Origin of the sequence: Actinomadura rubteroloni, from assembly GCF_002911665.1 — a bacterium.
Taxonomy (GTDB): domain Bacteria; phylum Actinomycetota; class Actinomycetes; order Streptosporangiales; family Streptosporangiaceae; genus Spirillospora; species Spirillospora rubteroloni.
Map to the genome: position 1 here is coordinate 359871 of NZ_MTBP01000004.1, position 26127 is coordinate 385997.

Here is a 26127-nt window from a genome sequence, read left to right on the forward strand (position 1 = left end):
GGGTAAACCTCGGCTATGACAAGGGCGTCTGATCAGGTTTGGGTCACTGATGGCTTCGATGCAGCTACAGATCGAACAGTCATGGCCCATAGTCAGTCGGTCACGCAGGGTCGCGGTGCCCTGAGGGGGTTCGGGTCCACCACGGGGCCTCGTTGCCGATGCCGGCCACGTCGGCGCGGCCGGCACCATGTCCGTCTCGGGCTGCTCGAGCGGGTTTGGCGCGGTGATGGCCTTGATCGGCCGACGGCGCGCGGCTGGAGACGGCCGTGCGGTAGGAATCGGTCATGGCTCTACAGACGCCAAATATCGCCCGTATGTACGATTATTGGTTAGGCGGCAAGGACCACTTCGCGGCGGACCGGGAGAGCGCGGACGAGATCGTCCGGATCTCCGGCGGGAAGGTTCTGCGCGGCGTGCGGCTGAACCGGGCGTTCCTCGGGCGCGCGGTGCGGACGGCCGCGGCGGCCGGGGTCCGGCAGTTCCTCGATCTCGGGTCCGGGCTGCCGACGCGGGAGAACGTCCATGAGGTGGCCGGGCCGGGCGCCCGCGTCGTTTATGTGGACAACGACCCGGCGGTGGCGGCCCACGGGCGGGCGTTACTGGCGACGGCGGGGCGCGTGCGGTTCGTTCAGGCGGACTTGCGTGAGCCGGATGCGATCCTGGCGCATCCGGACGTGAGCGGGCTGCTGGATCTGGACGAGCCTGTCGCGATCCTGTTCGTGTCCGTCCTGCACTTCGTCGCCGGCACCGCCGAGACGGCCCGGATCGTCGCCGCCTACCGGGACGCGTGCGCGCCGGGCAGCCATCTCGTCCTGTCGCACCTCGCCTCGGACGCCTTCCCGGACGAGATGGCGCGGGCCGAGCAGGTCTACCAGGGGGCGAACGTCCCGCTCGGCGCCCGCACCCGCGCCGAGATCCTGTCCTTCTTCGCCGGGTTCGAGCTGCTCGACCCCGGGCTCGTCGGGCCGAACGCGTGGCGTCCGGAGCCGGGGCCGCCCGACACCGAGCGGTTCGCCGGGCTCGTCGGCGTGGGCGTCAAGCGCGTGTGACCGGACGGCCCGTCAGCGGGCAGTCGCCGCACGTCCCGCCGCCCGGGACGCGGTAGTAGAGGCAGCAGCTCCGGCGGACGAACGACCCGCCGGTGAACGTCCCCGTGCCGCGCAGCGTCCCGTGGCCGAGCAGGCGGCGGCCGAGGTCGAGCGCGGCGGGGGCGAGGTCGGGGCGCGCGGCGGCCACCGTCCGGACGGCCCCGGCCAGCGCGGACGCGGCGTTCCCGCGCAGCAGCCCCGGCGCGAGCCGCGCGACGCGTCCGGTGAGCGCGGCCAGCGGGTCCAGCAGGCCGCCCATGACGTCCGCGACGTCGGCGGCCGACGTGCCCGGACGGACGGCCGGCGCGGGGATCCGCAGCGGCAGCGGCCCGGACGCGACGGGCCGCCACCACACCCGTCCCGGGTCCAGGTCCAGCAGGACGCCCTCGGCGACGAGCGCGCCGACGACCGGGCTCCACAGCCGCGCGGCCATGCCGAGCTGCCAGATCGACGCGGCGACGCGCAGGTCCCCGGTGCCGAGGACGTCCGCGACGTCGGCGACCCGCCGGGCCGTCCACGGGACGTCGCCGAACAGCGCGCCGAGCGTCCGCCACCCGGGCTCCGGCCCGCCGGTCTCGAACGCGAAGTACGGCCCGAGCGTCCGCGTCGTCATTCCCGGTGTCATCGTGAACCGAGCGTAGCCGGGAAAAGGGACGGGCGGTAATTCGGCGGGAAACAACGACCGAAACAACCACACTGCGGGATCCGCATTTCACGGTATCGTGCGGTGCCGGACGGCTCGTGTCTTCAGCGGAGGTCGACGTGTCCCAGCCCGGCGACGGCACGAACAACCGGATCGACGCGTCGTCCGCCCATGTGGTCATCCAAGGGCGGGACATCAACATCGGCTCGCTCTCCCCGGCCGTCCCGCTGCCCCGGCAACTGCCCGCGCCGACGCTGTACTTCACCGACCGCGAGGAGCCGCTGCGCCGCCTGGAGCGGGCGCGCGAGCGGGCCGTGCGGGCGGGGGTGCCGCTCGTCGTCGTGCTCACCGGGCCGGGCGGGATCGGCAAGAGCGAACTGGCGTACCAGTGGCTGAAAACGCTCGGGAAAGACGCCGAAGGCCCGCATTTCTGGGACGACATGGCCCTCGGCGGAGCGCGCACCGCCGACGACGTCGTACGCGGATTCCTGCGTGCGCTCGGGGTGCCCGCCGCCGACATTCCGCGCGCCTTCCCGGAGATGGTCGGGCATTTCCGGACGCGCACGAGCGAAAAGCCCGCGCTCGTCCTGCTGGAGAACGTCACGGTGGCCGCGCAGGTGCGGAGCCTGCTGCCCGCCGCGCCGGGGAGCGTGCTCGCGGTGACCGCGCGCGACCCGCTGCCGAACCTGCCCGGCGCCGTGGAGGTCCCGGTGCCGCCGCTCGCGGGCGACGCGGCCCGCAGCCTGCTGCGCGACCTCGCCGGCGCCGACGACCCGGCCTTCGACGCGCTCGCCGAGCTGTGCGCGGGCCGTCCGCTCAGCCTGTGCGCGGCGGGGAGCCGGCTCGCGTCCCGCCCGGCCGCCGACGTCGCCCGCGAGATCCGGCGGTCGGCGCCCGCCGCGCCGGACGCCGTGGCCGCCGTCCTGTCGACCGGGTACGAGGAGCTTCCCGAGCCGTCCGCCGCGCTGTACCGGGCGCTCGGCGTGCTGTTCGGCGCCGAGGTCACGATCGAGACGGCCGCCGCGCTGACCGGCGCGGCCGACCCCGTCCCGCTGCTGGACGACCTGCGCCGCGCCGGGCTGATCACCGAGGTGGGCGCAGGGCGGTACCGGCTGCACGAGCTGGCCCGCGACCACGCCCGCGCCCTCGCCGCGCCCGCCGAACGGGACGCGGCGCTGCGCCGTCTCCTCGGCTGGTACCTGCACCGCGCGGCGGTCGCCGACCACGCGCTCATGCCGGGCCGGTGGCGGCTCGGGCCCGCGTTCGCGCCGCTGCTCGGCCGTCCGCCGGAGATCGACCCGGACGCGGCGGGCGCGTGGCTGGAGGGCCACCGGGCCGAACTGCGGGCGGCCGTCCAGGCGGCGGCGGACCACGGGTGGGCGGATCTCGCCGTGCAGCTCGTCGAAGCGCAGTGGGCGCTGTGCTTCCAGCGCAAGCACTACGAACACTGGCTGGACACGCACCGGCGGGCCGCCGCGGTCGCGCCGCACGCGTCCGACCCCCGCTTCGAGGGACGCGTCCGCTGCCAGCTCGGCTTCGCCTACCTGGAGCTGGACCGTCCGGACGACGCCGCCGCCGCGTTCACCGCCGCCCGCGCCGCCGACCGGGCCGCCGGGCACGCGCGCGGCGAGGCCACCGCCGTCGAGTCGCTGGGGCTGCTCCAGCTCCGGCGCTGCGGGGCCGAGGAACCGCCCGCGCTGGCGGCGACGCGCCCGGACCTCGCCGCCGAGGCCCTGGACCTGCTCACCGACAACCTGCGGCTCAACCTCGCGATGAGCGAGGCGGCCGACGACGACCGGGCCGTCGCGCTCGCCTGGCGGCACCGGGGCCGCGCGCTCGGCGCGACCGGGGACCACGACGCGGCCGTCGCCCATCTGCGGCGGGCGCACGACCTGCTCACGGCGCTCGGCGACACCTACAACGCGGGCAAGGCGCTGGGCGACCTCGGGCAGGCGCAGGTGCGCGCCGGACGGTCCGACGAGGCCCGCGCGGCGCTGGACGCGGCGCTGGAGCTGCTGCCCGCCGAGCGGCACGCGGCCGAGCGGGCGACGGTGCTGGAGACGCTGAGCGCCCTCGCCGAGCGCGACGGCGACCGCGCGGCCGCCGTCGCCGCGCTCGAAGCCGCGCTGGAGCTGCTGGCGGGGAAGCCGCGCGCGGACGCCGTCCGGGCGCGGCTGGACGGGCTCAGGGGGTGAATTCCGCCGTGCGGCGCTCCGGCCCGGTGACGAGCACGGCGGTGCGCGGCAGCGCGGTGAGCGGGCGGCCCGCCGCCAGCCAGCCGTAGACGGCCGACGCGGCGAGGCCCGGCGCGTCCGTGCGGCATGTCAGCGGCGGCGCGTCGCGCACCCGGACGGCGCACACGCCGTCCACCGGCCCGGACGCCGCCACATGGCAGCCGGGGAACGCCGCGAGGACGTCGGCGGGGTCGTCGCCCGGGCCGCCGTGCAGGACGTCGGCCAGCTTCAGCATCCGCTCGTCGGTCTCGCGCAGGTCGGCGGCCAGGTGGCCCTTCGCCGCGTCGGGACGGTCGAGCGCGACGGCGGCGGGCAGGCGGCGCAGGACGGCCGTCGCGCCGCGCCACTCGACCTCGGTGAGCAGCGCCGTGACGTCGGCGGACTCGGGGCGTCCGGGCTCGTCCAGACGGCGGACCACCGGCGGCGACGCGGGCTCGTCCAGGCCCATCAGCCGGTACATCTCGGCGCGCAGCAGCGCGGCGGACCGCCCCGGCACGGCCGTCGTGGACGCGGTGACCTCGGCGTACCGTCCCGGCGCGTGCCCGGCGAGGACGCGGTCGAGCTGCGGGCGGAGCGGACGGCCCGTGTCCAGCGCCGGGGCGGCGCGGCCGAACGCCGCGACGGGCGAGTCCGGGTCGAGGTCGTCGTGCGGGAACGCGCCGAGCAGGACGGGACGGTCCAGGGCCGCCCCGTAGAACGTCACCGAGCCGTGGTCCCCGACGACCGCGTCGGCCGCGACCAGCGCCGCCCGCCAGCCGTCGCGCGGCGGGAGCAGCAGGAGCCCGGCGCGCAGCGCGTCCGCGAGCCACGCCCGCACCTGCCAGGGGCCGTGGCCGTGCCAGATGTTCGGGTGCAGCGCCGCCGCGACCGTGTACTCGTCCGCCGGAAGCTCGGCGAGCAGCCGCGCGACGAGCCCGGGGGCGCGGCCGAGCAGCGAGCGCGGGCCCCAGGTGGAGCTGACGAGCACGAGCCGCCGGCCGTCCGGGACGCCGAGCGCGGCGCGGTACCGGCGGCGGTGCGCCAGGCTCGCCAGGATGCGGTCGAAGCACGGGTCCCCGGCGACGACGGCCGCGTCCACCGCCTCGGGGCAGGCGCGGGCGAGCCGGTCGCGCTGCTCGGGGTGCGACAGGACGATCGAGGACGGGACGAGCCGTCCGTCCGCCAGCAGCCACTCCGCCGAAAGGCCGAACACCGGATTCTGTGTTCTGTGTTCTGTGTTCTGTGTTCTGTGTTCTGTGTTCTGTGTTCTGTGTTCTGTGTTCTGTGTTCTGTGGCGAGCGTTTTATTGTAACCGATTCCATGTGAAACGGCGATGATCGGCGCATTGACGAGATGCAGTTCCCCGCCATAGCTTGCGGTCACCGCGAGGTCGAACGTCTCGGCGAGCGCCTGGTCCCACGGGACGACCAGCGAACCGAGATCGGCGAGAAAGCCGGCCACGTCGTGCGTGAAAGGCGACGACCCCGTCCACGTGAAAACGACTTGCACCCGAGGGTCGGGCGAGAAAACGTCGAGGACGTCCAGCAGCCGCGTCAACGACGTCACATTGTGGACGACCGCGAGGACGATCCGCTCCGGGCGGCGGGTGGCCCACCGGGCGGCCTGCGGGCCGATCGGCACCCGCAGCCATTCCCGCCTCATGGCCCTCCCGGCACGACCCCCACCGACGAACGAAACCCCGCAACTCTACCGTCCGGTGGGACGGGGTCCGCTGCGACGGTCAGTGCCGGGGGCGCACGGACTGGCGGTGGCGGAACACGTCGAGCGGGTCCCACTGCTCCTTGACGCGCTGGAGCCGCCGGTAGGCGTCCTTGTAGTAGAGCGTCGACCAGGGCTGCTCGGAGGCGTTCCACTGCGGGTCGCTCAGGTCGGCGTCGGGGTAGCTGATGTAGCAGCCGTCGGTGGCGTCCCCGACGACCGGGACGCCGCCGGTGTCGGCGAACGTCGCCCGGTAGGTCTGCCGGATCCAGTCGACGTGGTCGGGCTCGTCCACGTCGCCGCGCGTCCAGTACACCTGGTACTGGAGCTTGAGGATCGAGTCGCGCTGGCGGACGGCCGTGTCGTGGCGGGGCGTGTTGATCGCCGATCCGTAGGAGTCCACCTGGATGAGCGCCTGCGGGTTGCGGTAGTCGCGGAACTTGTCGTTGCCGAGGTAGTCCCACATCGCCGCGATGTGCCCGGAGTCGAACGGTTCGCGGAAGTACGCCGACTTGTACTTGCCGCAGCGGTTCTCGCCGCTGGCGTTGAGCGCCTGGGTGGCCGTGAGCCAGGGCAGGACGCGGGGGAGCGCGGCGTGCGCGACCGGCGCGTGCTCGCCCATCGGCGCGAACATGGCCCCGGCGGGCGGGCGGATCCGGCCGTCCACGGCCTCCAGGAACCCGGCCATCGCGTCCGCGCCGGTGCCGTCGTCCAGGTCGACCTGGGCGATGAGCCCGATCTGCCCGTTGCTGACGTGGTTGAGCTTGAGCAGCGCGAACAGCCGTCCGGACGCGTCGCGCGGGTCCTGGTGGTCGCGGAAGTACTCGCCGTACGCGGTGAGCAGGGCGGTGAAGTCCTCGGCGGTGAAGTCGGCCCAGTTCCACGCGAGGCCGGTGAGCAGGACGCGCTCGGGCGGCTCGGGCAGGTCCCGGAACCAGAACCGGGTGACGATCCCGAAGTTCCCGCCGCCGCCCCCGGTGTGCGCCCAGAACAGCTCGCCGAGGTCGCCGTCGTCGTCGCGGGTGGCGGTGACGAGCTGGACGGACCGGTCCGGCCCGGCGACCGCGACCTCCACCGCGTACAGGTAGTCGACCGTGAGCCCGTGCTGCCGGGACAGCAGCCCGAACCCGCCGCCGGTGATGTGCCCGCCGAGCCCGACCGAGTAGCACGACCCGCCCGGCAGCGCGGTGCCGCTCAACGGGTACAGATGGCTGTAGACGTGCCAGTTCGTCGCGCCCGCCTCGACCATGTACGCGTCCATGACGGGGTCGTGGGCGATCGCGCACATCGGGCTGACGTCCAGGATGACGCGGACGTCGTCGCCGCAGACGAAGTCCTCGTAGCAGTGCCCGCCCGACCGGACGGTGATCCGGGTGCGCCGGGGGTCGCGCGGACGTTCGCGCAGCGCGTCGGCCAGCGCGACCCGCACCTCCTCCGGCGACCGGACGAGCCGGACGTACTCGGGCTCGGCGATCCAGCGCTGGTTGAACCCGCGGCTGAGCGCCGGGTACCGCTTGTCGCCCGGCGGCACGACGGTGTCCCGGGGCGCCTGTCCCTCGATCACGGCGTGACCCGCCTTCGCTTCCCTGGGGTGGGGCCGTCCGGATGATGCCCCCGGGACACGGGGTGCAACCGCGGGGTCCCGTGGCGTGAGGGACGGGAAGTGTTCCCTGGCGGGAGGTGTGAAAACCCACGAGATGGAGAAGAGGACGTCGGACCGGACGGTCCCCGGCGGGCGGTACGCTTCCCGCCGGAGAACGTCCGGACAGAACGGACAGCATGGCGGAGGAGCAGGGTTTGGCGACAGAGGCGGCGGGTGCGACGGCCCCGATGGCGGAGCTGCTCGGGGCCGATGCCGAGCGCGTCCTGGACCGGTGGGTGGGCCTGGTCGCCGAGAACGTGCGGGGCCGGATCACCGAGCGGGAGCTGCGGGCGGAGCTGTCGGAGCTGTTCGACCTGCTCGTCCGCGCCCTGGCCGAGGAGGACGGCTCGGTGCGCGGCGAGCTGCGGGCGGCGCTGGCGGAGATCTCGCGCGACCGGGCGCGGCAGGGCTTCAGCCCGACCGAGACGGCCGTCGGCGTGTTCGCGCTCAAGCAGGCCGTGCTGGAGGTCATCGAGGACAAGGGCGCCGGACACGCGGACTTCGTCCAGTTCTCCGCGTTCGTGGACGACCTCGGGCTCGTCACCTTCGAGACCTACGCCGCCGAGCGCGAGCAGGTGATCGTCGACCAGGCCGAGCAGCTTTTGGAGCTGTCGACGCCGGTGGTGAAGCTGTGGGACGGGATCCTCGGCGTCCCGCTCGTCGGCACGCTCGACTCGGCCCGCACCCAGGTGGTCATGGAGTCGCTGCTCCAGATGCTGGTCGACACCGGCTCGCAGTTCGCCGTGATCGACATCACCGGCGTGCCCGCCGTGGACACCGAGGTCGCCCAGCACCTGCTCAAGACCGTCATGGCGGCGCGGCTGATGGGCACCGACTGCGTGATCTCCGGCATCCGCCCGCAGATCGCCCAGACGATCGTCGGCCTCGGCATCGAGTTCGGCGACATCGTCACCAAGTCGACGCTGGCGGACGCGCTCGCCTACACGCTGCAACGCAGCGGCGTCCGGGTCGGGGACGGCGCCTGATGGACCGCGTGCCGATTCTCAAGATCGGCGAGGTCCTGCTCGTCTCGATCCAGATCGACCTGCAGGACCAGACCGTCCTCGCCCTCCAGGAGGACCTGGCCGACCGGATTACCCGGACGGGCGCCCGCGGCGTGATCATCGACATCACCGCCGTCGAGGTCGTGGACTCCTTCATCGGGCGGATGTTCGCCACGATCGCGGCGATGTCCCGGCTGATGGACGCCGAGACCGTCGTCGTCGGGATGCGGCCGGCCGTGGCGATCACGCTGGTCGAGCTGGGCCTGTCCCTCGGCGGTGTGCGCACCGCGCTGGACCTGGAGAAGGGCATGCGGCTGCTCGGCGCGGCCGTGCCCGGCACGGACGGCCGGTGACGCCCGAGACGACGGGCGAGATCACGATCGCGTCCAACGACGACGTGGTGCGCGTCCGGCAGCTCGTCCGGACCGCCGCCACGGCGGCCGGGCTGTCGCTGGTCGACCAGACCAAGATCGTCACGGCGGCGAGCGAGCTGGCCCGCAACACGCTCGTCCACGGCGGCGGCGGGTCGGCGCGGGTCGAGCCGGCCGAGCGGACCGGCCGCCGGCCCGGCGTGCGCGTCACCTTCACCGACGACGGCCCGGGCATCCCCGACATCGACCGGGCGCTCACCGAGGGCTGGACGAGCGGCGGCGGCCTCGGCCTCGGCCTGCCCGGCGCCCGCCGCCTGGTGGACGAGTTCGACCTGCGCACCGAGCCGGGTGCGGGCACGACCGTGACGGTGACCAAGTGGCCGCGCTGAGCGGGGACTGGTCGGTCAGCCCGTCCACCGGGGAGTCGGCGTGGGCGCGGGTGGAGGAGACGAGCGCGCCCGCCGGGGTGCGGCGCCGGGCCACGGCGCTGGCCGAGCGGCTCGGGTTCGCGGGCGAGCGCCTGGAGCACGTGCGGCTCGCGGTGACCGAGGCGGCGACGAACCTCGTCAAGCACGCCGGGCGCGGCGAGATGCTGGTGCGCGTCGTGCGCGGCGGGGAGCGGGCGATGCTGGAGTTCGTCAGCGTCGACCGGGGGCCGGGGATGGCCGACGTGCCCGAGTCCCTGCGCGACGGCGTGTCCACCAGCGGCTCGCTCGGCATCGGCCTCGGCATGATCGGGCGGCTCGCCGACGACGCGGGCCTGCACTCCCGGCCGGGCGAGGGGACGATCCTGTTCGCGCGGTTCCGCCAACCGGGCGAGGGCCCGGACGCCTGCCCGTCCGCCGGCCCGCCGTTCGCGGGGCTGACCCGCCCGCTGGACGGCGAGGAGGAGTGCGGCGACGCCTACGCCGCGCGCGAGCTGGACGGCGTCGTCCACGCGATCCTGTGCGACGGCCTCGGGCACGGGCCGCTCGCCGCGCGGGCGGCGGCCGAGGCGGTCCGCGCGGTGCGCGGGATCGACGCGCCGACCGCGGCCGGCGAACTGCTGGACCGGATGCACCGGGGGCTGGCCGGGACGCGCGGCGCCGCGGTCGCGGCCGTCACCGTGGACCCGGCGGCCCGGCGGGTGGTGTTCGCGGGCCTCGGCAACATCGCGGGCTGGATCGTCGCGCCCGGACGCCGCCGGGGCATGATCTCGACGCCCGGGATCGCCGGGGTGCGGGGCCGCGGGTACCGCGAGCACGGCTACGACCTTCCGGCGGGCGCGGCGGTGGTGCTGCACTCCGACGGGCTGACCGGCCGCTGGGACCTGTCGTCGCGTCCGGACCTGCTCGGCCGGGACCCGCTGCTCGCGGCGGGGGCGCTGCTGCGCGACGCCGGGACGCGGCACGACGACCGGTCGGTGCTCGTGATCGGGGCGGGACGGCGATGACGTCGGTCGTGCTGCTGCGGTTCGACGTCGTCGACGAGGCGGGCGTCGTCGCGCTGCGCCAGGCGGGCCGCGAGGTCGCCGCCGCCGCCGGCCTGGACGCGTCGGACCAGGTCCGCGTCGCGACCGCGCTGAGCGAGGTGGGCCGCGACCTGTTCCAGTCGGGCGGCGGCGCCGCGGTGACGTTCCGGCTCGGCGACCGGGAGCTGGTGATCGAGCTGACCCGGCAGGGGGAGGCGGGGCCGTCCGGCGAGGGCGTCCGGGCGGGCGCCCGGCTGATGGACGAGGTCGCCGAGGACGACGCGGACATCCGGCTCGTCAAGCGCCTGCCGCCGGGCGCCCGCACCCCCGGCCCGGGGGTGCTCGGCCCGCTGCGGGCCCGGCTGGAACGGCTCGTGCCGCTCCCGGCGCTGGAGGAACTGCGCAACCGCAACGCCGAGCTGGTCGAGGCGCTGGAGGACGTCCGGCGGCAGCGGGAGGACCTGCGGGCCCTCAACGCCGAGCTGGAGGAGACCAACCGGGGCGTGCTCGCCCTTTACAACGAGATCTCCGCCGAGCTGGAGGAGACCAACCGGGGCGTCGTCGCGCTGTACGCCGAGCTGGAGGAGAAGTCCGACCTGCTGGTCGACGCGGGCGAGGCCAAGAGCCGGTTCTGGGCGACGATCAGCCACGAGCTGCGGACGCCGGTGAACGGGATCATCGGGCTGGCCCGGCTGCTGCTGGACCCCGGCGCCGACCCGCTCACCGCCGAGCAGCGCCACCAGCTCGACCTGATCGCCCAGGCGGGCGGGACGATGCTGTCGCTCGTCAACGAGCTCCTGGACATGGCCAAGGCCGAACGCGGCCTGCTGGAGCCGCATCCGGCGCCGGTGGACGTCCGCGCGCTGCTCGCCATGCTGTCCGGGCTGCTGGCGCCGATGGCCGCGCGGTCCGGCGTGGCGCTGGTCGTGGACACGGCGGACGCGCCGGACGTCCTGGTCACCGACGAGACGATGCTCGCCCGCGTCCTGCGGAACATCCTCGCGAACGGGCTGACGTTCACCGCTGCGGGCGAGGTGCGCGCGACCGTCCGCGCCGAGCCCGGACGGGTCGTGTTCGTCGTCGCCGACACCGGCCGGGGCATCCCCGCCGGCGACCGCGAGCGGGTCTTCGAGGAGTTCTACCAGGTTCCGGGCGCCGGAGGCGGCGGCACCGGGCTCGGACTGCCGTACGCGCGGCGGCTCGCCCGCGTCCTCGGCGGAGACCTTCTGCTGGACAGCGTGCTCGGGACGGGTACGACCGTCACACTGGTCCTGCCGCACGCGGAAGGAGTAGCGACGTGAGCCGGAGTGAGGCGGTCACCGCGCTGGTGGTCGACGACAACGCCACCAAGCGGTACATCATCGGAAGCTGGCTGCGCCGCGCCGGGCACACGGTGCTGGAGGCGTCGTCGGCGGCGCAGACCTGGGAGCGGCTGGCCGAGCACGCGGTGGACCTCGTCGTGCTGGACGTCCGGCTGCCCGACATGAGCGGCGTCGAGGTCTGCGAGCGGATCCGCGCCGATCCCGCGACCGCGTCCACGCCCGTCATCCACATCTCGGCGGCGGCCGTGGACGCCGCCGACCGCGCGCACGGGCTGCGGCGCGGCGCCGACGCCTACCTCACCGACCCGATCGACCCGACGGAGTTCCTCGCGACCGTCGAGGCGATGCTGCGGTACTACCGGGCGCTGCGCCGCGCGGAGCGGCTGGCCGAGCGCACGGCCGCGCTGACCCGGCACTCGCTGGCCGTCAACGCCGCCGAGACGTTCGAGGAGCTGGCGCTCGTCGCGGCCGACAGCGCCTACGACATCTTCGGCGTGCCCGCGTCGGTGTTCCTGATGCCGCCCGACGGCCGCGTCCGCCGGACGGTCGGGCACCGCGCGGGGCCGGAGTTCCGGCAGTGCTCGCCGGAGCGGTTCGGGCGGCTCACGTCGCTGACCGACCTCGGCGAGGCCACCGGGACGAAGGTGCTGCCGCTGGACGGCCCGCGCTGGAAGGCGCTCGTCCCCGACACGGTGGTGGACGGCGACGTCGCGCTGGTGCTGTCGCGGGTGAAGCGGGGACGGCCGCCGATCTGCGTGGCGATCCACGTCGAGGGCGTCCCCGGCCAGGAGGACCTGGACCTGCTGCGCCAGCTCGGGCAGACGCTCGCCCTCGCGATGGAGGCCATGCGGTCCTTCACCGAGCAGCACCTGATCTCGCTGACGCTCCAGCGCAGCCTGCTGCCCGCGCTGCGGCCGTCGGTGCCCGGATGGGAGTTCGCCGTCCGGTACGAGCCCGCGAGCGACCAGGCCGAGGTCGGCGGCGACTTCTACGAGGTGCTGGACCGGGGCGACCACGTCCTCATCGCGATCGGGGACGTGCAGGGGCACTCGCTGGTCGCGGCGACGGTGATGGCCGAGATCCGGCACGCGCTGCGGGCGTTCGCCGAGGAGGGCCACGACGGCGAGACGATCCTGCGGCTGCTCAACGGCGTGATGCAGCGCTACCACGACGACCAGACCGCGACCGTCTGCATCATGACGCTGGATCCCCGGACGGGATGGCTGCGGGTGGCGAGCGGCGGGCACCTCCCGCCGCTGTTCGTCGCCGACGGCGCGGCCCGCTACGGCCGGGGCGGCGGCCTGCTGCTCGGGTTCCCGGCGGAGCGCATCGAGATCGAGGAGACGGTCGTGCCGCCGGGCGGCATGGTCATGCTCATCACCGACGGGCTGATCGAGGACCGCGGGGTCTCGCTGACCGACAATCTCGAACGGCTCCGCGACGTGGCCGTCCGTGTGGACGAGGACTTGGAACGGTTCAGCGACCGGGTGATCGCCGAGTTCGGGCACCGGGAAGACGACGTCGCGATGATCGTCATTCGCCGCGATCCGGCCGAATCGTCCTCGGTCTCCTAGCCTTTCCCCGGTTCCTGCGCCGCGCCGGCGAGCGGGTAAATTAACGACATGGGTGAGCATTCTTTGTCGTCGTCCGGCGGCCTCGCGACGTGATCACCGGCGAGCGGAACGCCCTCTGCCTCGACGGGCCGTACCACGGCGCGCTCGTCCGGGTGGAGCAGGAGGTCGGCGCCGTCGAGATCCCGGACCCCACCGAGGCTTTCGGCGGCCGGGCGCGGTACCGCATCACGCGCGAGCGCGTGCACCATCCGTCCCGCCACGCGCCTTTCGTCGTGCTGCGCTGGACGGGCGACGACTGATCATCGCGCTTTCCGCGCCGGTCAGGGAGCGGCGTTGAGGAAGCGGTCCAGGGCGTGGAGTTCGGGCGTGAACGCGTCCGGGTCCAGGGCGGGGGCGCCGTGCGGCCGGACGGCCCGGTCCCGGTTGTGCCTCTCCTGCGCGCCGTGCGCCCACGCCAGGTGGAGTGCGCGCAGGTCGCCGTCCAGCAGCGCGGCGCGCAGCGGCAGCAGCTCGGCCAGCCACGGCGCCGGGTCGGTGCCCGCGTACGCGGTCTCCCGGTCCTCCTCGTAGCGTTCGAGTTCGACGACGACGTCGCCGTCGCGCACCGCCAGCGCGACGCCGAACAGGATCCGGTACGGCTCGACCCGCCGGGCGAGGGAGCCGGGCAGCCGGAACCGCAGGCTGCGCGGGCCGCGCTGGTCGAACGACAGGCCCGCGTCGAAGCAGTCGCCGAAGACGCGGCCCGGGTCCCAGCCGAGGTCCTCGCGGTCCGGGTCGATCATCCGGTCGAACAGGAGCCGGCCGGGGCCGATGTCGGCGTCCGGCACGGCCGCGCGCAGCGCCGCGACCCGGGCGCCGTCCAGCCGGCGGCCGACGGTCCGGAACTCGTGGTAGCGGCGGAGCGCGCCGCGCCGGGCGGCGGCCCACTCGGCCCACTCGTCCAGGTCGTCGTCATCGTCGGCGACCATCGCCTTGACCTCGGCGCAGTAGTCGGGCCAGGCCGTGAACAGGGCGCCGACCGGCTCGTCGCCGACGACCGCGGCGGCGGCCGTCGCGGCGCCCGGGCCGTCGCCGAACGCGTGCCGCAGGTACCAGCCGAGGAACGCGCGGCGGCGGGCCTGGTCCTCCTCGTCGCGCGCCCGCGCGATCTGGTCCCGCGCGGCGCGGACGATCGCGGCCGGGTCGTCGCGCGCCGCCCGCAGCCGGACGAGCCGGGCGCGGAACAGGTCGGCGAGCGCGCCGAGGTCGGCGGCGGCGTGCGCCCGGCTCCGGTAGCGCCGTCCGGGCGCGGCCAGCCGCTCCAGCGGACGTTCCATCAGCGCGGCGAGAACGCGGTTCCAGGCCGGGTTCCGCACCCGAATGCACCGTAAGGCCGGGGACTCCGGGCTGAGGTGCAGGAGCAGGCCGGCGTCCTCGTCCAGCCAGAGCCGGTGCGGCGGGCCGTCCTGGACGGCCGTGATCGCGGTCAGTTCGCGGGCGGCCGGGTGCTCGGCGGCGATCCGCCGTTCGATGCGGGCGGCGTCCGGGACGATGTCGGGAAGAGTCTCGGCGGGCGTGTCGGAGGCGATGACGCGTTCACGGTCCATGGCGGTCTCCGGGGGAGGGCGGCCGGGCTGCCGACGCCCCCATCGTGCCAGACGCCGTCAGAACGCGCTCACCCCGGTCAGCGCGCGGCCGATCAGCAGCGTCTGGATCTGACTCGTGCCTTCGTAGAGCGTCATCACCCGGGCGTCCCGCAGGTACTTGCCGACGGGGTACTCGTCGATGTAGCCGTAGCCGCCGAACACCTGGAGCGCGTCGTTGGCGGCGCGGACGGCGGCCTCGCTGGCGAACAGCTTGGCCTTGGACGACTCGGTCGCGAACGGCAGCCCCCGGTCGATCAGGTCGGCGACGCGCCAGGTCAGCAGCCGCGCGGCGTCCACGTCGAGGGCGATCCGCGCCAGCATCTCCTGGACGAGCTGGTACGACGCGATCGGCTTGCCGAACTGGTCGCGGTCGGCGGCGTACCCGACGGCGGCGTCCAGGCAGCCCTGCGCGATGCCGACGCAGCCCGCCGCGACCGACATGCGGCCCTTGGCGAGCGCGCTCATCGCGACCGTGAAGCCCTTGCCCTCGGGGCCGAGCCGTGCCGCGTCCGGGACGCGCACGCCGTCCAGGACGATCTCGGCGGTCGCCTGCCCGCGCAGCCCGAGCTTGCCGTGGATGACGCGGGCCTCGAACCCCTCCGCGTCCGTCGGGACGAGGAAGGCCGTCACGCCCCGGTGCCCCGGCCCGCCGGTGCGGGCGAAGACGAGCGCGACGTCGGCCCAGGTGCCGTTGGTGATGAACATCTTGGTGCCGGTGAGCAGCCAGTCGCCGCCGTCGCGGACGGCCCGGGTGGTGAGGTTCGCGGCGTCCGATCCGGTGCCGGGCTCGGTGAGGCCGAAGCAGCCGAGCGCCTCGCCGGACGTCAGGCGGGGCAGCCATTCGCGCTTCTGCTCGTCGGTGCCGTGGCCGGCGATCGACTTGCCGACCAGGCCGAGCGACACCGACACGATGCCGCGCACCGCCGAGTCGCCCCGGCCGAGTTCCTCCAGCACCAGGCAGTAGGACAGGTGGTCGCCGCCGGATCCGCCGTGCTCCTCGGGCAGCGTCATCCCGAGGAAGCCGAGGTCTCCGAGCCTTGGCACGATGCTCCGGTCCACCTCCTCGGCGCGGTCCCACGCGGCGGCGTGCGGGACGATCTCGCGGTCCACGAACTCGGCGGCCAGGCGGCGCAGGGCCTCCTGCTCGTCCGACAGTCCCAGGTCCATGACGGCTCCCGAAAACTAGCAATGCGAGTTTTATCGCAGGCTAGCACGCTAAACTAGCGCCGCAAGTTTCCGGTTCGGAGGTGACCCGTGGCCCGGCCGCGTCGACCGCTGCTCAGCCGCGCCCGCATCGTCGCGGCGGCGCTGGCGCTCGTGGACGCCGACGGCCTGGAGGCGCTGTCCACCCGGCGGCTCGCGGCGGACCTCGGCGTCAGCGGGCCGTCCCTCTACAACCACGTCGCCACCAAGGACGAGCTGCTGGACGCCGTCGTGGACGCCGTCCTCGGCGAGGTCGACCTGTCGATGTTCCCCGGGCCGTCCTGGCGGGCGTCCCTGGAGGCGTGGGCGCGCTCCTACCGCGCCGCGCTCGCCGCCCACCCGAACGTCGTGCCCGCGATCGGGCAGCCCCGGGGCGGGCGGCCCAACGCGCTGCGCCTCGCCGACGCCGTCTTCGGCGGGCTGGTGGACGCGGGCTGGCCGCGCCGCGAGGCCACCCGCGTCGGCGCGCTGCTGCGCTACTTCATCACCGGCTCGGCGCTCGGCACGTTCGCGGGCGGGTTTCCCGACGACGCCGCCGTCTACGCGGGCGCCTACCCCCGGCTGGACCAGGCGCACCTGCTCGCGGGGCGCCAGCGGGAGATCGACGCGGCGGCCTTCGAGACCGGGCTGACCGCGCTGCTGGACGGGCTGGAACTGCGGTTCGCCGCCGTCCGCGCCCGGCCGGTCTAGCGCGCCGCCGAGTACGGGATCTCCCCCTGGTAGAGGCGCGCGACGATCTCCTCGATGTCCGGTTCGCGCAGCGCGATGTCGCGGACCTCGTGCCGTGCCGCGAGGGTCGCGACGACCGCCGCCGCGTTCGCCTCGGCGGGCAGCCGCAGCCACTGCCGGGGTCCCTCGACGCGCTCGACCACGGCGCCGTCCACCGCGACGGGCGGCTCCGGGCGCGCCAGCTCCACCACCAGGATCCGGCCCGACCCGGCGGTGGCGCGCAGGGCGTCCAGCGAGCCGTCGAACGCCAGCCGTCCGTGGTCCACGATCATGACGCGGCGGCACAGCCGCTCGATGTCGCCGAGGTCGTGCGTGGTCAGCAGGATCGTCGTGCCGCGCTCGGTGTTCAGCCGCTCCAGGAACGCGCGGACGGTCGCCTTGCTGACCACGTCCAGGCCGATCGTCGGCTCGTCCAGGACGAGCAGGTCGGGCGCGTGCAGCAGTGCGGCGGCCAGGTCGCCGCGCATCCGCTGGCCGAGGCTGAGCTGCCGGACGGGCGTCGCCAGGAACGGGCCGAGGTCCAGCAGCGCGGTCAGCTCGTCCAGCCGCTCCCGGTGCGCGCCCGCCTCCACCCGGTACAGCCGCCGCACGAGCGCGAGACTGTCGCGCAGCGGCAGGTCCCACCAGAGCGTCGTCCGGTGCCCGAAGACGACGCCGAGGCGGCGGGCCAGGGCCGTCCGCTGCCGGGACGGGTCCAGCCCGCAGACCCGGACGGTCCCGGACGTCGGGGTGAGGATCCCGGTCAGCATCTTGATCGTCGTGGATTTTCCGGCGCCGTTCGGGCCGAGGTAGCCGACGAACTCGCCCGGCGCGACCGTGAACGACACGCCGTCCACCGCGCTCACCCGCCGCCGCGTCCGGCGCAGCCGCCCGGAGCGCTCCCGGACGGTGAAGGTCTTGCGGACGTCCCCGGCCTCGATCATCGTCAGCTCCCCGTCGATCGGTAGCGGCGCAGCCCCGCCCGCCACGCCAGCGCCGCCAGCCCGCACACCGCGACCGCGACCGCCGGGGAGGCGAGCCGCGCCGCCGCCGGGAGCCCCAGCGGGTCGGGCCGGTCCAGGACGTACAGGGCGGGCTGCCAGTTCACGAACGCCAGCGGGACGGCGAACGTCACGCCGCGCACGAAGTCCCGCGCGAACACGCTCATCGGGTACTGGGTGAGGAACGAGCCCCCGAACGTCAGGGCCTTGCCCGCGCCGTGGCTCTCCAGCAGGACGAACTGCACCGACGCGACCAGCACCCAGAACCCGCAGAAGATCGCCGTCCCGGAGACGACCATGACCGGGACCATCGCGACGCGGCCCGCCGTCCAGTCGGTGTCCAGCCGGGGCAGGACGACCGCCAGCAGCACCGCGGGCAGCACCAGCTTCGCGAACCGGCGCGGGCTGTACTCCTCGGTCGCGACCTGGACGAGCGGGCTCACCGGACGCAGCAGCATCGCGTCGAACGTCCCCTCCCGGACGTGCCGGGCGAGCAGGTCGGCGTTCCCGAGCAGCGCGTCCGACAGCACGAACGCGAGCTGCGACGTCGCGTACAGGAACAGCACCTGCGCGGCGCCGAACCCGCCGAGCCGGTGGACGCGGGCGAACAGCAGTCCGATCCCCGCCGCGTCCAGCCCGGCGATCGCGGCGGACGCGACGCCGAGCAGCACCATCGACACCGGGTACTGGGCGGCGGCGCGCAGCCACACCCGGGCGAGCGTCCCGTAGGTGCGCAGCGCGTCACCCACCCTGCACCACCAGCCGCCGCCGCGCCGCGCCGGTCACGGCCGCGCCCGCCAGCAGCAGCGCCGCCGCCCACCCGGCCTCGAAGGCGAGCGCGGCGGCGGCGTTCCCGCGTCCGAGGAACACCTCGCCGGGGACCTGGACGAGCGCCGACCACGGCAGCGCTTCGGCGACCGCGCGCAGCGGGCCGGGGAACACGACGAGCGGCACCGTCATCCCGGAGAAGAACAGGGTCAGGACGAGCGCGATCGGCTGGATGCCCCGGTCGTCGTGCAGCCAGAACACCGACAGCGCCACCAGGTAGCGCAGCCCGAAGCTGACCAGCACGGCGAGGACGAACGACGCCGCGAACAGCGCGAGCCCGCCCGGCCCCGGCACCCGCAGCCCGAACACCAGCGCCCCGCACAGCAGCGGCGGCCCCGAGCGGAGCAACAGCGTGCCCGTCGCACGGCCGAGGTCGTCGGCCAGCCACCAGCCCTGGAGGCTCACCGGGCGGTACAGGTCGACGGCGACGTCGCCGCTGCGAATCCGGGCCGTCAGGTCCAGCCCGCCGAACACCTGGACGGCCCCGAGGAGCGCCTGCGTGACGAACGAGAACGTGACGGCGTCGGCCGCGTCCCAGCCGCCGAGCCCGGGCCGCTCCCGCCACAGCGCGATGAGGATGAAGGCCCGCAGCAGCCCGAAGAACGCGTTCGTGAGTCCTTCGGCGAGCGCCATTCCGAGGTAGGCGGCCTGCCGGCGCAACGCGAACCAGGCGATCCACGGATAGACGCTCACTTGCCGAGACCTTAACCGCGTCCCGGCGCCCCTGTCATGGCCTCATCCGGTCGCGCTCTCAGGGGCGGCAGCGCTCGGCCAGGTGCGCGTCGAGGTTCCCCGCGACGGCCGTCCAGGCGCTCTGCGCGCCATTCTGGTAGCTCTCGGCCGGGAGGCGTTCGTGAATGATCGTCATCTCGGTGCCGTCGCCGTCCGGGCGGAGCGTGACGGTCACCACCGAGTCCCGGCCGCCGGTCGTGCCGGGGGACCGCCAGGTGAAGACGAGCCGGTGCGGCGGATCGACGACCAGGTACTCGCCGGTGACCTCGTCCACGCCGGACGGGAACAGCTTCGCGAACCGGAAGCTCCCGCCGGGCACCGGGTCGGTCGCGGCCTCGGCGACCGTGCCGGGGCCGGGCATCAGCCAGCGGCGGAGGCGGTCGGGGTCGGTCCAGGCGGCGAAGACGTCGCCCGGCCCGGCCTTGAGCGTCCTGGTGACCCGGACGGCTCCGTCGGTCATGCGTCCTCCTCCAGATGGCGGGCGAGCGCGTCCGCGCTGCGCTCCCAGAACGCGGTGTAGCGGGCGATCCACGCCTCGGCCTCGGCCAGCGGGCCGGGCGCGGCGCTCAGGTAGTGGTCGCGGCCCCGGACGTCGCGCCGCACCAGCCCGGCGCGCTCCAGCACGCCGATGTGCTTGGACACCGTCGCCAGGGCCATCGGGAACTCCCGCGCGACGTCGGTGACGCGCACCGGGTCGGCGCGCACGCGTTCGAGGATCGCGCGGCGGGTCGGATGGGCCAGCGCGGCGTAGGTCAGGTCCAGCGCCTCCAGTTGTTCAGCCACATTGCGAAATGTTAGCGGCCGTGCGATCGTTCAGCCAATCGGCTAAATAACTTGGAGGGGCCATGGACGACCGACCGTCCCGCCCGGGATGGACGCTGGCACTGGCGTCCCTCGGGGTGTTCCTGACCACGCTCGACGTGGTCGTCGTCGCGACGGCCCTGCCCGTCATGCGGGTCGGGCTGCACGCCGACCTGGCGGATCTGGAATGGACGATCAACGCCTACAACCTGGTCTTCGCCTGCCTGATCCCGACCGGCGCGGCCCTCGGCGACCGGTTCGGGCGCCGCCGCGCGTACGTCGCTGGTGTCGGGCTGTTCACCGCCGCGTCCGCCGCCGCCGCGCTCTCCACCACGGCCGGCGGGCTGATCGCCGCCCGGATCGTGCAGGGCGCGGGGGCCGCCGTCGTCCTCCCGCTGACGCTCACCCTCATCACCGCCGCGTTCCCGGCGGAGAAGCGGGGCGCGGCCGTGGGCGTCTGGGGCGGCGTCACCGGGCTCGGCGTCGCGGCCGGGCCGCTGGTCGGCGGCGTGGTCGTGCAGGGCGTGTCCTGGGAGTGGATCTTCTGGCTGAACGTGCCGGTGGGGCTGGCGCTGATGCCGCTGTCGGCGCTGCTGCTCACCGAGTCGCGCGGGCCGCGGTCGCGGCTGGACGTGCCCGGGCTCGTCCTCGCGGGCGCGGGGCTGTTCGCGCTGACCTGGGGGCCGGTGCGGGCGCCGTCCGCCGGATGGGGGAGCGCGCAGGTCGTCGGGGCGCTGGCCGGGGGCGCGGTCCTGATGGCGGCGTTCGTGGCGTGGGAGCGCCGCGCCCGGCAGCCGATGCTCCCGCTGCGGTACTTCCGCGACCGCGGGTTCGCCACGGCCAACGGGGTGGCGTTCTTCCAGCGCGTGTCGCTGATCGGGTCGCTGTTCCTCATCGCGCAGCTCTTCCAGACGGGCATGGGCTACTCGCCGTTGCAGGCGGGGCTGCGGATCCTCGTCTGGACGGCGATGCCGATGCTCGTCGCGCCGGTCGCGGGCGTGCTCGCCGACCGGTTCGGGTTCCGTCCGTTCATGGCCGCGGGACTGGCCCTCCAGGCGGCCGGTCTCGGCTGGCTGGCGGCCGTCGCCGCGCCCGACGCCGGCTACGGCGGGCTCGTGCTGCCGCTGATCGTCGCCGGGATCGGCATCTCGCTGTGCTTCCCGACCGTCGCGGGGCTCGTCGTGTCGGCGGTGCCGCCGGACGAGGCGGGCGTCGCCGCCGGGACCAACAGCGCCGTCGGCGAGGTCGCGGGCGTCTTCGGCATCGCGCTCGTCGCGGCCGTCTTCGCCGCGCACGGAGGCTACGGCTCGCCGGACCGGTTCCTCGACGGGTTCGTCCCCGCCGAATGGGCCGCCGCCGGGGTCTCGGCGGCGGGGGTAGCCGTCGCGCTGCTCGCGCCCGGCCGCGTCCGCAGGGCACCGGCCGCCGCCGCTGAGAAGGAGGCGGTCGCGTGAAGGGGCTGAAGGACACCACCGCGCTCGTCACCGGCGCGGGCGGAGGGTTCGGGACGGGCGTCGTCGCCGCGCTCGTCGCGGCCGGGGCGCATGTGGTCGGGGTCGGCCGGGACGCCGGCCGTCTCGCCGCGCTGCGCCGCGAACACGGCGCCGCGTTCACCGCCGAACCCGGCGACGCCGCCGAGCCCGGCGTCGCGGAGCGGCTGCTGGCCGCGCACCGGCCGGCGACGGTCGTCCTCGCGGCCGGGGCGCGCCCGGCGATGCTCCCGCTCACCGAGCAGACCTGGGAGACGTTCGGCCGCGCGTGGGAGACCGACGTCCGGCAGGCGTTCGCGTGGATCCGGGCGGCGCTGCTGCTGCCGCTCCGGGCCGGGAGCACGGTCGTCGCCGTGTCCAGCGGCGCGGCGCTCGGCGGATCGCCGCTGAGCGGCGGGTACGCCGGGGCCAAGGCGACGGTCCGGTTCACCGCCGCGTACGCGGCCGGGGAGGCAATGCGGGCGCGCCTCGGCGTCCGGTTCACGGCGCTGCTCCCGGCGCTCACGCCCGTGACGGGGCTCGGCGCGGAGGCCGTCGCCGCCTACGCCGCCCACGAGGGCCTCGCGGTCGGGGACTTCACCGCGCGCCTCGGCCGCGTCCTCACGCCCGGCCAGGTCGGCGCCGCCGTCGTCGCCCTCGCCACCGATCCGGATCCGCGTTCCGCTTATCGGCTCGCCCCGGACGGCCTCACGGCCCTGGACTGAACCGCGTCCGTCCTGGCTTTCAGGAGTTCCTGAGAGCCAGGACGGACGCATGTCCGGACCCTCGCGCCGGACGACCGGTCTCCTCGCCTTTCTCTACGCCGTTTTCGGCCAATGGTCGAGCGCCCCGAGGTTCTTTACCTTTTGCGGGGCATGGTTTGAGGCGTCGGCGGGTTATAACCGGCAGATCCCAACGACAGGGTGGCTCCCACCTGCACCTCTTTACCTTTCGAGGGGAATCGTTGGGACGGGGCTGGCGTTGATGCAACCCAGCACCACTTGAAGCGTCGTGTACCGCCTTTCTGTGGCGGCTTTCTTCTCCCTCCTTCGCACGGCGCCCGCGCCGGGATGTCTTTCCCGGCCGCCGCTCCACACGCACTCCGCACTGCGGATGACGCATGCCCGTGTCCGGGCCTGGAGCGGTCGTTCTGTCCGCCGAACAAAGGATTCTTCATGCACAAGCGAGCGACGAACGCCCTTCTGGCCACGGTCACCGGGTCGGCTCTGGCCGGCATGATGGTCGCCGGCGTGGTCAACGCCAGCACCGAGGACCACACCGTCAAGGCCACGGGCACGACCGCCGCCGCCGCGCAGACCACCCACGCGAAGAAGGCCCCCGCCAAGAAGAAGGCGCTGCTGACCGGTAAGACCACCGCGTCCTACTTCTGGGACGACGGTTCGGGTGTGAACGGCGACACCGGTGCTCCGGCGTCGGGTAAGCCGATGCAGAAGGGGATGTTCGCCAGCCCGTCGTGGCCGATGAACACCAAGGTCAAGGTCAGCTACCAGGGCCGCAGTGTCACCGGGTTCGTCGGCGATGTGGGTCCGGGTGAGCCCTCGCATCGTGGGGTGATGCTGGACCTGGACACCTACACCTTCCGGCACCTGGTCGATGGGAAGAAGCCGGCGAGCAAGTACGTCACCGGCACCGACGCCGGCCACATCGAGGGCGTGAAGTACGAGGTCCTGAAGTGGGGCCACGGCCCCGGCAAGAAGGGCACGCCCAAGCCCCTCGGATAAGCACTTCCAACGAATGGCCCCGGCACACCGCCGGGGCCATTCGTCGTTTCAGGCTCGGGCGCGGCGGTCGGTGATGAGGTAGCCCGCGAGGACGGCCGTCACCGTCAGGCCCATGCCGAGGATCGCGCCGCCGAGGCCGAGCGGGCCGGCGAGGGCGGCGAGGACGAGCAGCGCGACGGCGCCGGCGACGGCCGGGATCGGCGGGCCCTGGGGGGCCGTGCCGCCGACGCGGTGCAGGACGGCGAGGACGAGCAGGTATACGGCCGCCGGGACGGCGACGGCCCAGGCCGCGTGTTCGGGGGACAGGTGCCCGTGGTGTTCGGCGGCGCCCACGGCCGCCTCCAGGCCCGCACCGAGCCCCGCCACCGCCGCGAAGACGACGTAGTGCCCGTAGCCCCAGGTCAAAGCGGTCCGCAGCGTGGGGAACTGCGCCTCGGAGCCGGTGAAGTAGATCCACCAGAGGGCGAACACCAACAGCAGCGCGCCCCCGGCGATCAGGCCGAGGGACACCGACAGGCCGTGCTCGCTCACCGCCGACCGGATCCCGGTGAGCGTCGCGAGGATCACCTCGCCGAGCACGATGATCGTGAACAGGCCGTACCGCTCGGCGATGTGCCCGGGGTGCCAGGGCGTCACGGACGGTCCCCGCGACTCCGCCCAGATGGGCACCGCCAGCTCCGCGACGACCAGCAGCGCGAAGCCCGCGTAGTCGAACGGGTGCGGCAGCGCGAGCCGGACCACCCAGCCGACCTGGACGGCCGCGATCCCCGCCGCGTACCGCAGGGCCGTCCCGCGCCGCGCCGGATCCTCGCGGGAGGCGCGCGCCCACTGGACGACCATCGCGACCCGCATGATCACGTAGCCGACGGTGATCAGCGTGAAGTCGTAGTGGTCGAGGGCGTCGCTCACCCCGGCGGCCAGCACGAGCACCCCGGCCATCTGGAGCAGCGTCAGCAGCCGGTACGGGACGTCGTCGGTGTCGTAGGAGGACGCGAACCACGTGAAGTTCATCCACGCCCACCAGATCGCGAAGAACACCATTGCGTAACCGAGCACGCCCGCCCCGGCGTGGCCCTCGCCGAGCGAGTGGTGCAACTGCGCGGCGGCCTGGGAGACCGCGACGACGAAGCAGAGGTCGAACAGCAGCTCCAGCGGGGTCGAGGCGCGGTGCTCCTCGCCGGGGTCGCGGCCGGTCATGACGCCGCGCCACGCGCTCGTCCGGATGTCGTTCATGGCGACACTCTAGATTCCGGACGTTTCATTCGTAGGGATGCGCGGGCCGGGGGACGCGGATCACGCGCCGCGCGTCGAGCGCCGGTTCGGTCGTCGCCCGGAGCCCGGCCGGGGGACGGTGCCAGGTGCCGGTGACGCGCACCCACCGGTCGGCCCCGGGCGAGGGCGCCCCGTGGACGACCACGCGGAACGGCACGGCGTCCCCCGCGCAGCACGCGATGACCATCCGGGTGAGGAACCAGCCGCCGCCCTTGCGCGGGCTGGCGAAGCCGGTGAGCCGGACGGTCGCGTCCCCGAGCACCTCGGGCCGTCCGTCCCGGGCCTGGAAGGCGCGGCCGATGTACTCGCCGAGCGACATGTCGTCGGGCTCGGCGGTGACGGGCAGCGCCGCGTACCCCTCGTCGGGCGGCCGCGGGGGCGGGGCCGGACGGGACGCGGTGCGCGTGGCGGTGAACGACCCGAGCGCGGGCGGCGCGACGACGGCGACGGCCACGACCGGCACGGCGAGCAGCCACGCCACGCCCGGCCCGTGGTGGTGGTGCGCGGAAGCGGCGTGCCGGTCGCGCACCAGCCCGGCGCCGCCGAGGACGACGAGCACCGCCCCGGCCGCCGCCAGCGGAAGCCGGAACCCAGGCCGGACGTAGCTCAGGTACTCCCCGGTCGCGAGCGTGATCCACAGCGCCGCCGCGCCGAGCGCGACGAGCAGGAGGTTCTGCGCGGGCCGGCTCACAGCAGCACGCTCCCCACGACCGTCCCGGACACGACGGCGAGCGCGAACGTGAGCGGGATGAACCGCACCGCGAACGCCCGTCCGAAGAAGCCGGTCTGCAGCGCGATCAGCTTGAGGTCGACCATCGGCCCGACGATGAGGAACACCAGGCGCGCGGTGGGGGAGAACCCGGTGAGGCTGGCCGCGACGAACGCGTCCGCCTCCGAGCAGATCGACATGAGCACCGCCAGCAGTGCGAGGACGAGGACCGAGACGACCGGGATCCCCGCGACGGACGCGACCCACGACGCGGGCAGCGCCACGTTGATCGTCGCGGCGGCGGCCCCGCCGACGACCAGGAAGCCCCCGGCGTGCAGGACGTCGTGCGCCATCGCGCTCCGGAACGCGTCCCACCGGCCGTCCCCGGAGGTGGCCGGGCGCTGCGGCACGCGCAGCCACGACCCCCGGCCGAACGCCAGCCACGCCCAGCCCGCGACGACGGCGGTGAGCAGCGACGCCGCGAACCGTCCGGCGACCATCTCCGGACGCCCCGGGAACGCCACCGCCGTCGACACCAGCACGACCGGGTTCACGGCCGGGGCGGCGAGCAGGAACGCCAGCGCGGCCGGCGGCGCGACGCCGCGCGCCATCAGCCCGCCCGCGACGGGCACCGACGCGCACTCGCAGCCGGGCAGGACCGCGCCGAGCGCCCCGGCGACCGGCACGGCCGCGCCCGGCCGGCGGGGCAGGACGCGCGTCCAGAACCCGGCCGGGACGAACGCGGTGATCGCCGCCGACAGCGCCACCCCGAACACGAGGAACGGGAGCGCCTGGACGCAGACGGCGACGAACACGGTCGTCCAGGCGTCCACGGCGCGGACGTCCAGCGCGGGCGCGATCCACAGCCGTCCGGCGACCAGGAGCGCGGCGGCCCCGGCGAACAGCGCGGACGCGCCGGCGAGCGGCGAACGTGATCTCCTGCCCCAGTCGGGCGGGGGAAGGACGTCGTCCTCCCACGCGGGGCTTTCGACGGACACGTCGTCATCCTCC

The 26127-nt window shown here is 74.6% G+C and carries 26 protein-coding genes; 13 read left to right on the plus strand and 13 right to left on the minus strand.

Annotated features, from left to right (window positions below):
- Positions 1-314: 314 nt before the first annotated feature.
- On the plus strand, positions 315-1049 hold the full coding sequence (locus BTM25_RS25890) for an SAM-dependent methyltransferase (protein ID WP_235828656.1): 735 nt from the start codon (positions 315-317) through the stop codon (positions 1047-1049).
- Here the strand turns inward: BTM25_RS25890 and BTM25_RS25895 are convergent.
- The gene (locus BTM25_RS25895; RefSeq protein ID WP_103565636.1) at positions 1036-1713 is read right to left on the minus strand and encodes a (2Fe-2S)-binding protein; all 678 of its coding nucleotides are present in this window, start codon (positions 1711-1713) and stop codon (positions 1036-1038) included. The two genes, BTM25_RS25890 and BTM25_RS25895, sit on opposite strands and share 14 nt — an antisense overlap.
- Positions 1714-1850: 137 nt before the next feature.
- Between BTM25_RS25895 and BTM25_RS25900 the strand changes: the two genes are divergently transcribed.
- Entirely contained in the window at positions 1851-3926 is a 2076-nt protein-coding gene (locus tag BTM25_RS25900) for a tetratricopeptide repeat protein (RefSeq protein ID WP_103565638.1), read from the plus strand.
- Here the strand turns inward: BTM25_RS25900 and BTM25_RS25905 are convergent.
- Positions 3916-5157, minus strand: a complete 1242-nt coding sequence (locus BTM25_RS25905; protein WP_103565640.1) for a hypothetical protein — start codon at positions 5155-5157, stop codon at positions 3916-3918. The two genes, BTM25_RS25900 and BTM25_RS25905, sit on opposite strands and share 11 nt — an antisense overlap.
- A gap of 528 nt (positions 5158-5685) precedes the next feature.
- A complete protein-coding gene (locus BTM25_RS25910; RefSeq protein WP_235828661.1) occupies positions 5686-7227 on the minus strand; it encodes an FAD-dependent oxidoreductase in 1542 nt (513 codons plus the stop codon).
- Between the two features lie 233 nt (positions 7228-7460).
- On the opposite strand from BTM25_RS25910, the gene BTM25_RS25915 reads away from it, so the two are divergent.
- From BTM25_RS25915 to BTM25_RS25945, 7 genes are all read left to right on the plus strand, one after another.
- On the plus strand, positions 7461-8291 hold the full coding sequence (locus BTM25_RS25915) for an STAS domain-containing protein (RefSeq protein WP_235828662.1): 831 nt from the start codon (positions 7461-7463) through the stop codon (positions 8289-8291).
- Positions 8291-8662, plus strand: a complete 372-nt coding sequence (locus BTM25_RS25920; protein WP_168212244.1) for an STAS domain-containing protein — start codon at positions 8291-8293, stop codon at positions 8660-8662. Before BTM25_RS25915 ends, BTM25_RS25920 begins: the two co-directional genes overlap by 1 nt.
- Positions 8659-9069 carry an anti-sigma regulatory factor gene (locus BTM25_RS25925; RefSeq protein WP_103565643.1) on the plus strand — a complete coding sequence of 137 codons (411 nt, stop codon included), beginning with the start codon at positions 8659-8661 and terminating at the stop codon, positions 9067-9069. The genes BTM25_RS25920 and BTM25_RS25925 overlap by 4 nt, the downstream gene beginning before the upstream one ends.
- A complete protein-coding gene (locus tag BTM25_RS25930; protein WP_235828664.1) occupies positions 9057-10112 on the plus strand; it encodes an ATP-binding SpoIIE family protein phosphatase in 1056 nt (351 codons plus the stop codon). The genes BTM25_RS25925 and BTM25_RS25930 overlap by 13 nt, the downstream gene beginning before the upstream one ends.
- Positions 10109-11431, plus strand: coding sequence for a sensor histidine kinase (locus BTM25_RS25935; RefSeq protein WP_103565645.1), 1323 nt, complete (start codon positions 10109-10111; stop codon positions 11429-11431). The genes BTM25_RS25930 and BTM25_RS25935 overlap by 4 nt, the downstream gene beginning before the upstream one ends.
- Positions 11428-13026 (plus strand): fused response regulator/phosphatase, encoded by a 1599-nt coding sequence (locus tag BTM25_RS25940; protein ID WP_103565646.1) that lies wholly within the window; start codon positions 11428-11430, stop codon positions 13024-13026. Before BTM25_RS25935 ends, BTM25_RS25940 begins: the two co-directional genes overlap by 4 nt.
- An 89-nt stretch (positions 13027-13115) precedes the next feature.
- A complete protein-coding gene (locus tag BTM25_RS25945; protein ID WP_103565648.1) occupies positions 13116-13325 on the plus strand; it encodes a hypothetical protein in 210 nt (69 codons plus the stop codon).
- Positions 13326-13346: 21 nt separating this feature from the next.
- Here the strand turns inward: BTM25_RS25945 and BTM25_RS25950 are convergent, their stop codons facing one another.
- Entirely contained in the window at positions 13347-14612 is a 1266-nt protein-coding gene (locus tag BTM25_RS25950) for a hypothetical protein (RefSeq protein WP_103565650.1), read from the minus strand.
- 57 nt (positions 14613-14669) lie between these two features.
- Positions 14670-15818 (minus strand): acyl-CoA dehydrogenase family protein, encoded by a 1149-nt coding sequence (locus BTM25_RS25955; protein ID WP_103565651.1) that lies wholly within the window; start codon positions 15816-15818, stop codon positions 14670-14672.
- 87 nt (positions 15819-15905) lie between these two features.
- Between BTM25_RS25955 and BTM25_RS25960 the strand changes: the two genes are divergently transcribed.
- The gene (locus BTM25_RS25960) at positions 15906-16544 is read left to right on the plus strand and encodes a TetR/AcrR family transcriptional regulator C-terminal domain-containing protein (protein ID WP_103565653.1); all 639 of its coding nucleotides are present in this window, start codon (positions 15906-15908) and stop codon (positions 16542-16544) included.
- Here the strand turns inward: BTM25_RS25960 and BTM25_RS25965 are convergent.
- Genes BTM25_RS25965 through BTM25_RS25985 form a run of 5 tightly spaced genes read right to left on the minus strand, consistent with a single transcriptional unit; the run spans position 16541 to position 19906 of the window.
- Positions 16541-17506, minus strand: a complete 966-nt coding sequence (locus tag BTM25_RS25965) for an ABC transporter ATP-binding protein (protein ID WP_103565654.1) — start codon at positions 17504-17506, stop codon at positions 16541-16543. The two genes, BTM25_RS25960 and BTM25_RS25965, sit on opposite strands and share 4 nt — an antisense overlap.
- 2 nt (positions 17507-17508) lie before the next feature.
- Positions 17509-18312 carry an ABC transporter permease gene (locus BTM25_RS25970; RefSeq protein WP_235828665.1) on the minus strand — a complete coding sequence of 268 codons (804 nt, stop codon included), beginning with the start codon at positions 18310-18312 and terminating at the stop codon, positions 17509-17511.
- Entirely contained in the window at positions 18305-19084 is a 780-nt protein-coding gene (locus BTM25_RS25975; RefSeq protein WP_103565656.1) for an ABC transporter permease, read from the minus strand. The genes BTM25_RS25970 and BTM25_RS25975 overlap by 8 nt, the downstream gene beginning before the upstream one ends.
- Positions 19085-19142: 58 nt before the next feature.
- A complete protein-coding gene (locus BTM25_RS25980) occupies positions 19143-19583 on the minus strand; it encodes an SRPBCC family protein (RefSeq protein WP_103565658.1) in 441 nt (146 codons plus the stop codon).
- Positions 19580-19906 carry an ArsR/SmtB family transcription factor gene (locus BTM25_RS25985; protein ID WP_103565659.1) on the minus strand — a complete coding sequence of 109 codons (327 nt, stop codon included), beginning with the start codon at positions 19904-19906 and terminating at the stop codon, positions 19580-19582. The genes BTM25_RS25980 and BTM25_RS25985 overlap by 4 nt, the downstream gene beginning before the upstream one ends.
- Before the next feature lie 62 nt (positions 19907-19968).
- Between BTM25_RS25985 and BTM25_RS25990 the strand changes: the two genes are divergently transcribed.
- From BTM25_RS25990 to BTM25_RS26000, 3 genes are all read left to right on the plus strand, one after another.
- Positions 19969-21378, plus strand: a complete 1410-nt coding sequence (locus BTM25_RS25990; protein WP_103565661.1) for a DHA2 family efflux MFS transporter permease subunit — start codon at positions 19969-19971, stop codon at positions 21376-21378.
- Positions 21375-22118: an SDR family NAD(P)-dependent oxidoreductase gene (locus BTM25_RS25995; RefSeq protein WP_103565663.1), complete on the plus strand. Its 744-nt coding sequence runs from the start codon at positions 21375-21377 to the stop codon at positions 22116-22118. The genes BTM25_RS25990 and BTM25_RS25995 overlap by 4 nt, the downstream gene beginning before the upstream one ends.
- A gap of 450 nt (positions 22119-22568) precedes the next feature.
- A complete protein-coding gene (locus tag BTM25_RS26000; protein ID WP_103565664.1) occupies positions 22569-23135 on the plus strand; it encodes a hypothetical protein in 567 nt (188 codons plus the stop codon).
- 48 nt (positions 23136-23183) lie between these two features.
- Here the strand turns inward: BTM25_RS26000 and BTM25_RS26005 are convergent, their stop codons facing one another.
- From BTM25_RS26005 to BTM25_RS26015, 3 genes are read right to left on the minus strand one after another with little or no spacing between them, the layout of a single operon-like run.
- Positions 23184-24368, minus strand: a complete 1185-nt coding sequence (locus BTM25_RS26005) for a low temperature requirement protein A (protein ID WP_205648271.1) — start codon at positions 24366-24368, stop codon at positions 23184-23186.
- Between the two features lie 25 nt (positions 24369-24393).
- Positions 24394-25098, minus strand: coding sequence for a TIGR03943 family putative permease subunit (locus BTM25_RS26010; protein WP_103565666.1), 705 nt, complete (start codon positions 25096-25098; stop codon positions 24394-24396).
- Positions 25095-26114, minus strand: a complete 1020-nt coding sequence (locus BTM25_RS26015) for a permease (RefSeq protein WP_235828670.1) — start codon at positions 26112-26114, stop codon at positions 25095-25097. Before BTM25_RS26015 ends, BTM25_RS26010 begins: the two co-directional genes overlap by 4 nt.
- Positions 26115-26127: the final 13 nt, after the last annotated feature.

What these genes read in the sequence shown, in the direction of transcription:
- BTM25_RS25890 (WP_235828656.1), top strand. Translation starts at nt 315, where the DNA reads ATGTACGATTATTGGTTAGGCGGCAAGGACCACTTCGCGGCGGACCGG.
- BTM25_RS25895 (WP_103565636.1), bottom strand. Translation starts at nt 1,713, where the DNA reads ATGACACCGGGAATGACGACGCGGACGCTCGGGCCGTACTTCGCGTTC.
- BTM25_RS25920 (WP_168212244.1), top strand. Translation starts at nt 8,291, where the DNA reads ATGGACCGCGTGCCGATTCTCAAGATCGGCGAGGTCCTGCTCGTCTCG.
- BTM25_RS25935 (WP_103565645.1), top strand. Translation starts at nt 10,109, where the DNA reads ATGACGTCGGTCGTGCTGCTGCGGTTCGACGTCGTCGACGAGGCGGGC.
- BTM25_RS25950 (WP_103565650.1), bottom strand. Translation starts at nt 14,612, where the DNA reads ATGGACCGTGAACGCGTCATCGCCTCCGACACGCCCGCCGAGACTCTT.
- BTM25_RS25955 (WP_103565651.1), bottom strand. Translation starts at nt 15,818, where the DNA reads ATGGACCTGGGACTGTCGGACGAGCAGGAGGCCCTGCGCCGCCTGGCC.
- BTM25_RS25965 (WP_103565654.1), bottom strand. Translation starts at nt 17,506, where the DNA reads ATGATCGAGGCCGGGGACGTCCGCAAGACCTTCACCGTCCGGGAGCGC.
- BTM25_RS25980 (WP_103565658.1), bottom strand. Translation starts at nt 19,583, where the DNA reads ATGACCGACGGAGCCGTCCGGGTCACCAGGACGCTCAAGGCCGGGCCG.
- BTM25_RS25990 (WP_103565661.1), top strand. Translation starts at nt 19,969, where the DNA reads ATGGACGACCGACCGTCCCGCCCGGGATGGACGCTGGCACTGGCGTCC.
- BTM25_RS26000 (WP_103565664.1), top strand. Translation starts at nt 22,569, where the DNA reads ATGCACAAGCGAGCGACGAACGCCCTTCTGGCCACGGTCACCGGGTCG.
- BTM25_RS26005 (WP_205648271.1), bottom strand. Translation starts at nt 24,368, where the DNA reads ATGAACGACATCCGGACGAGCGCGTGGCGCGGCGTCATGACCGGCCGC.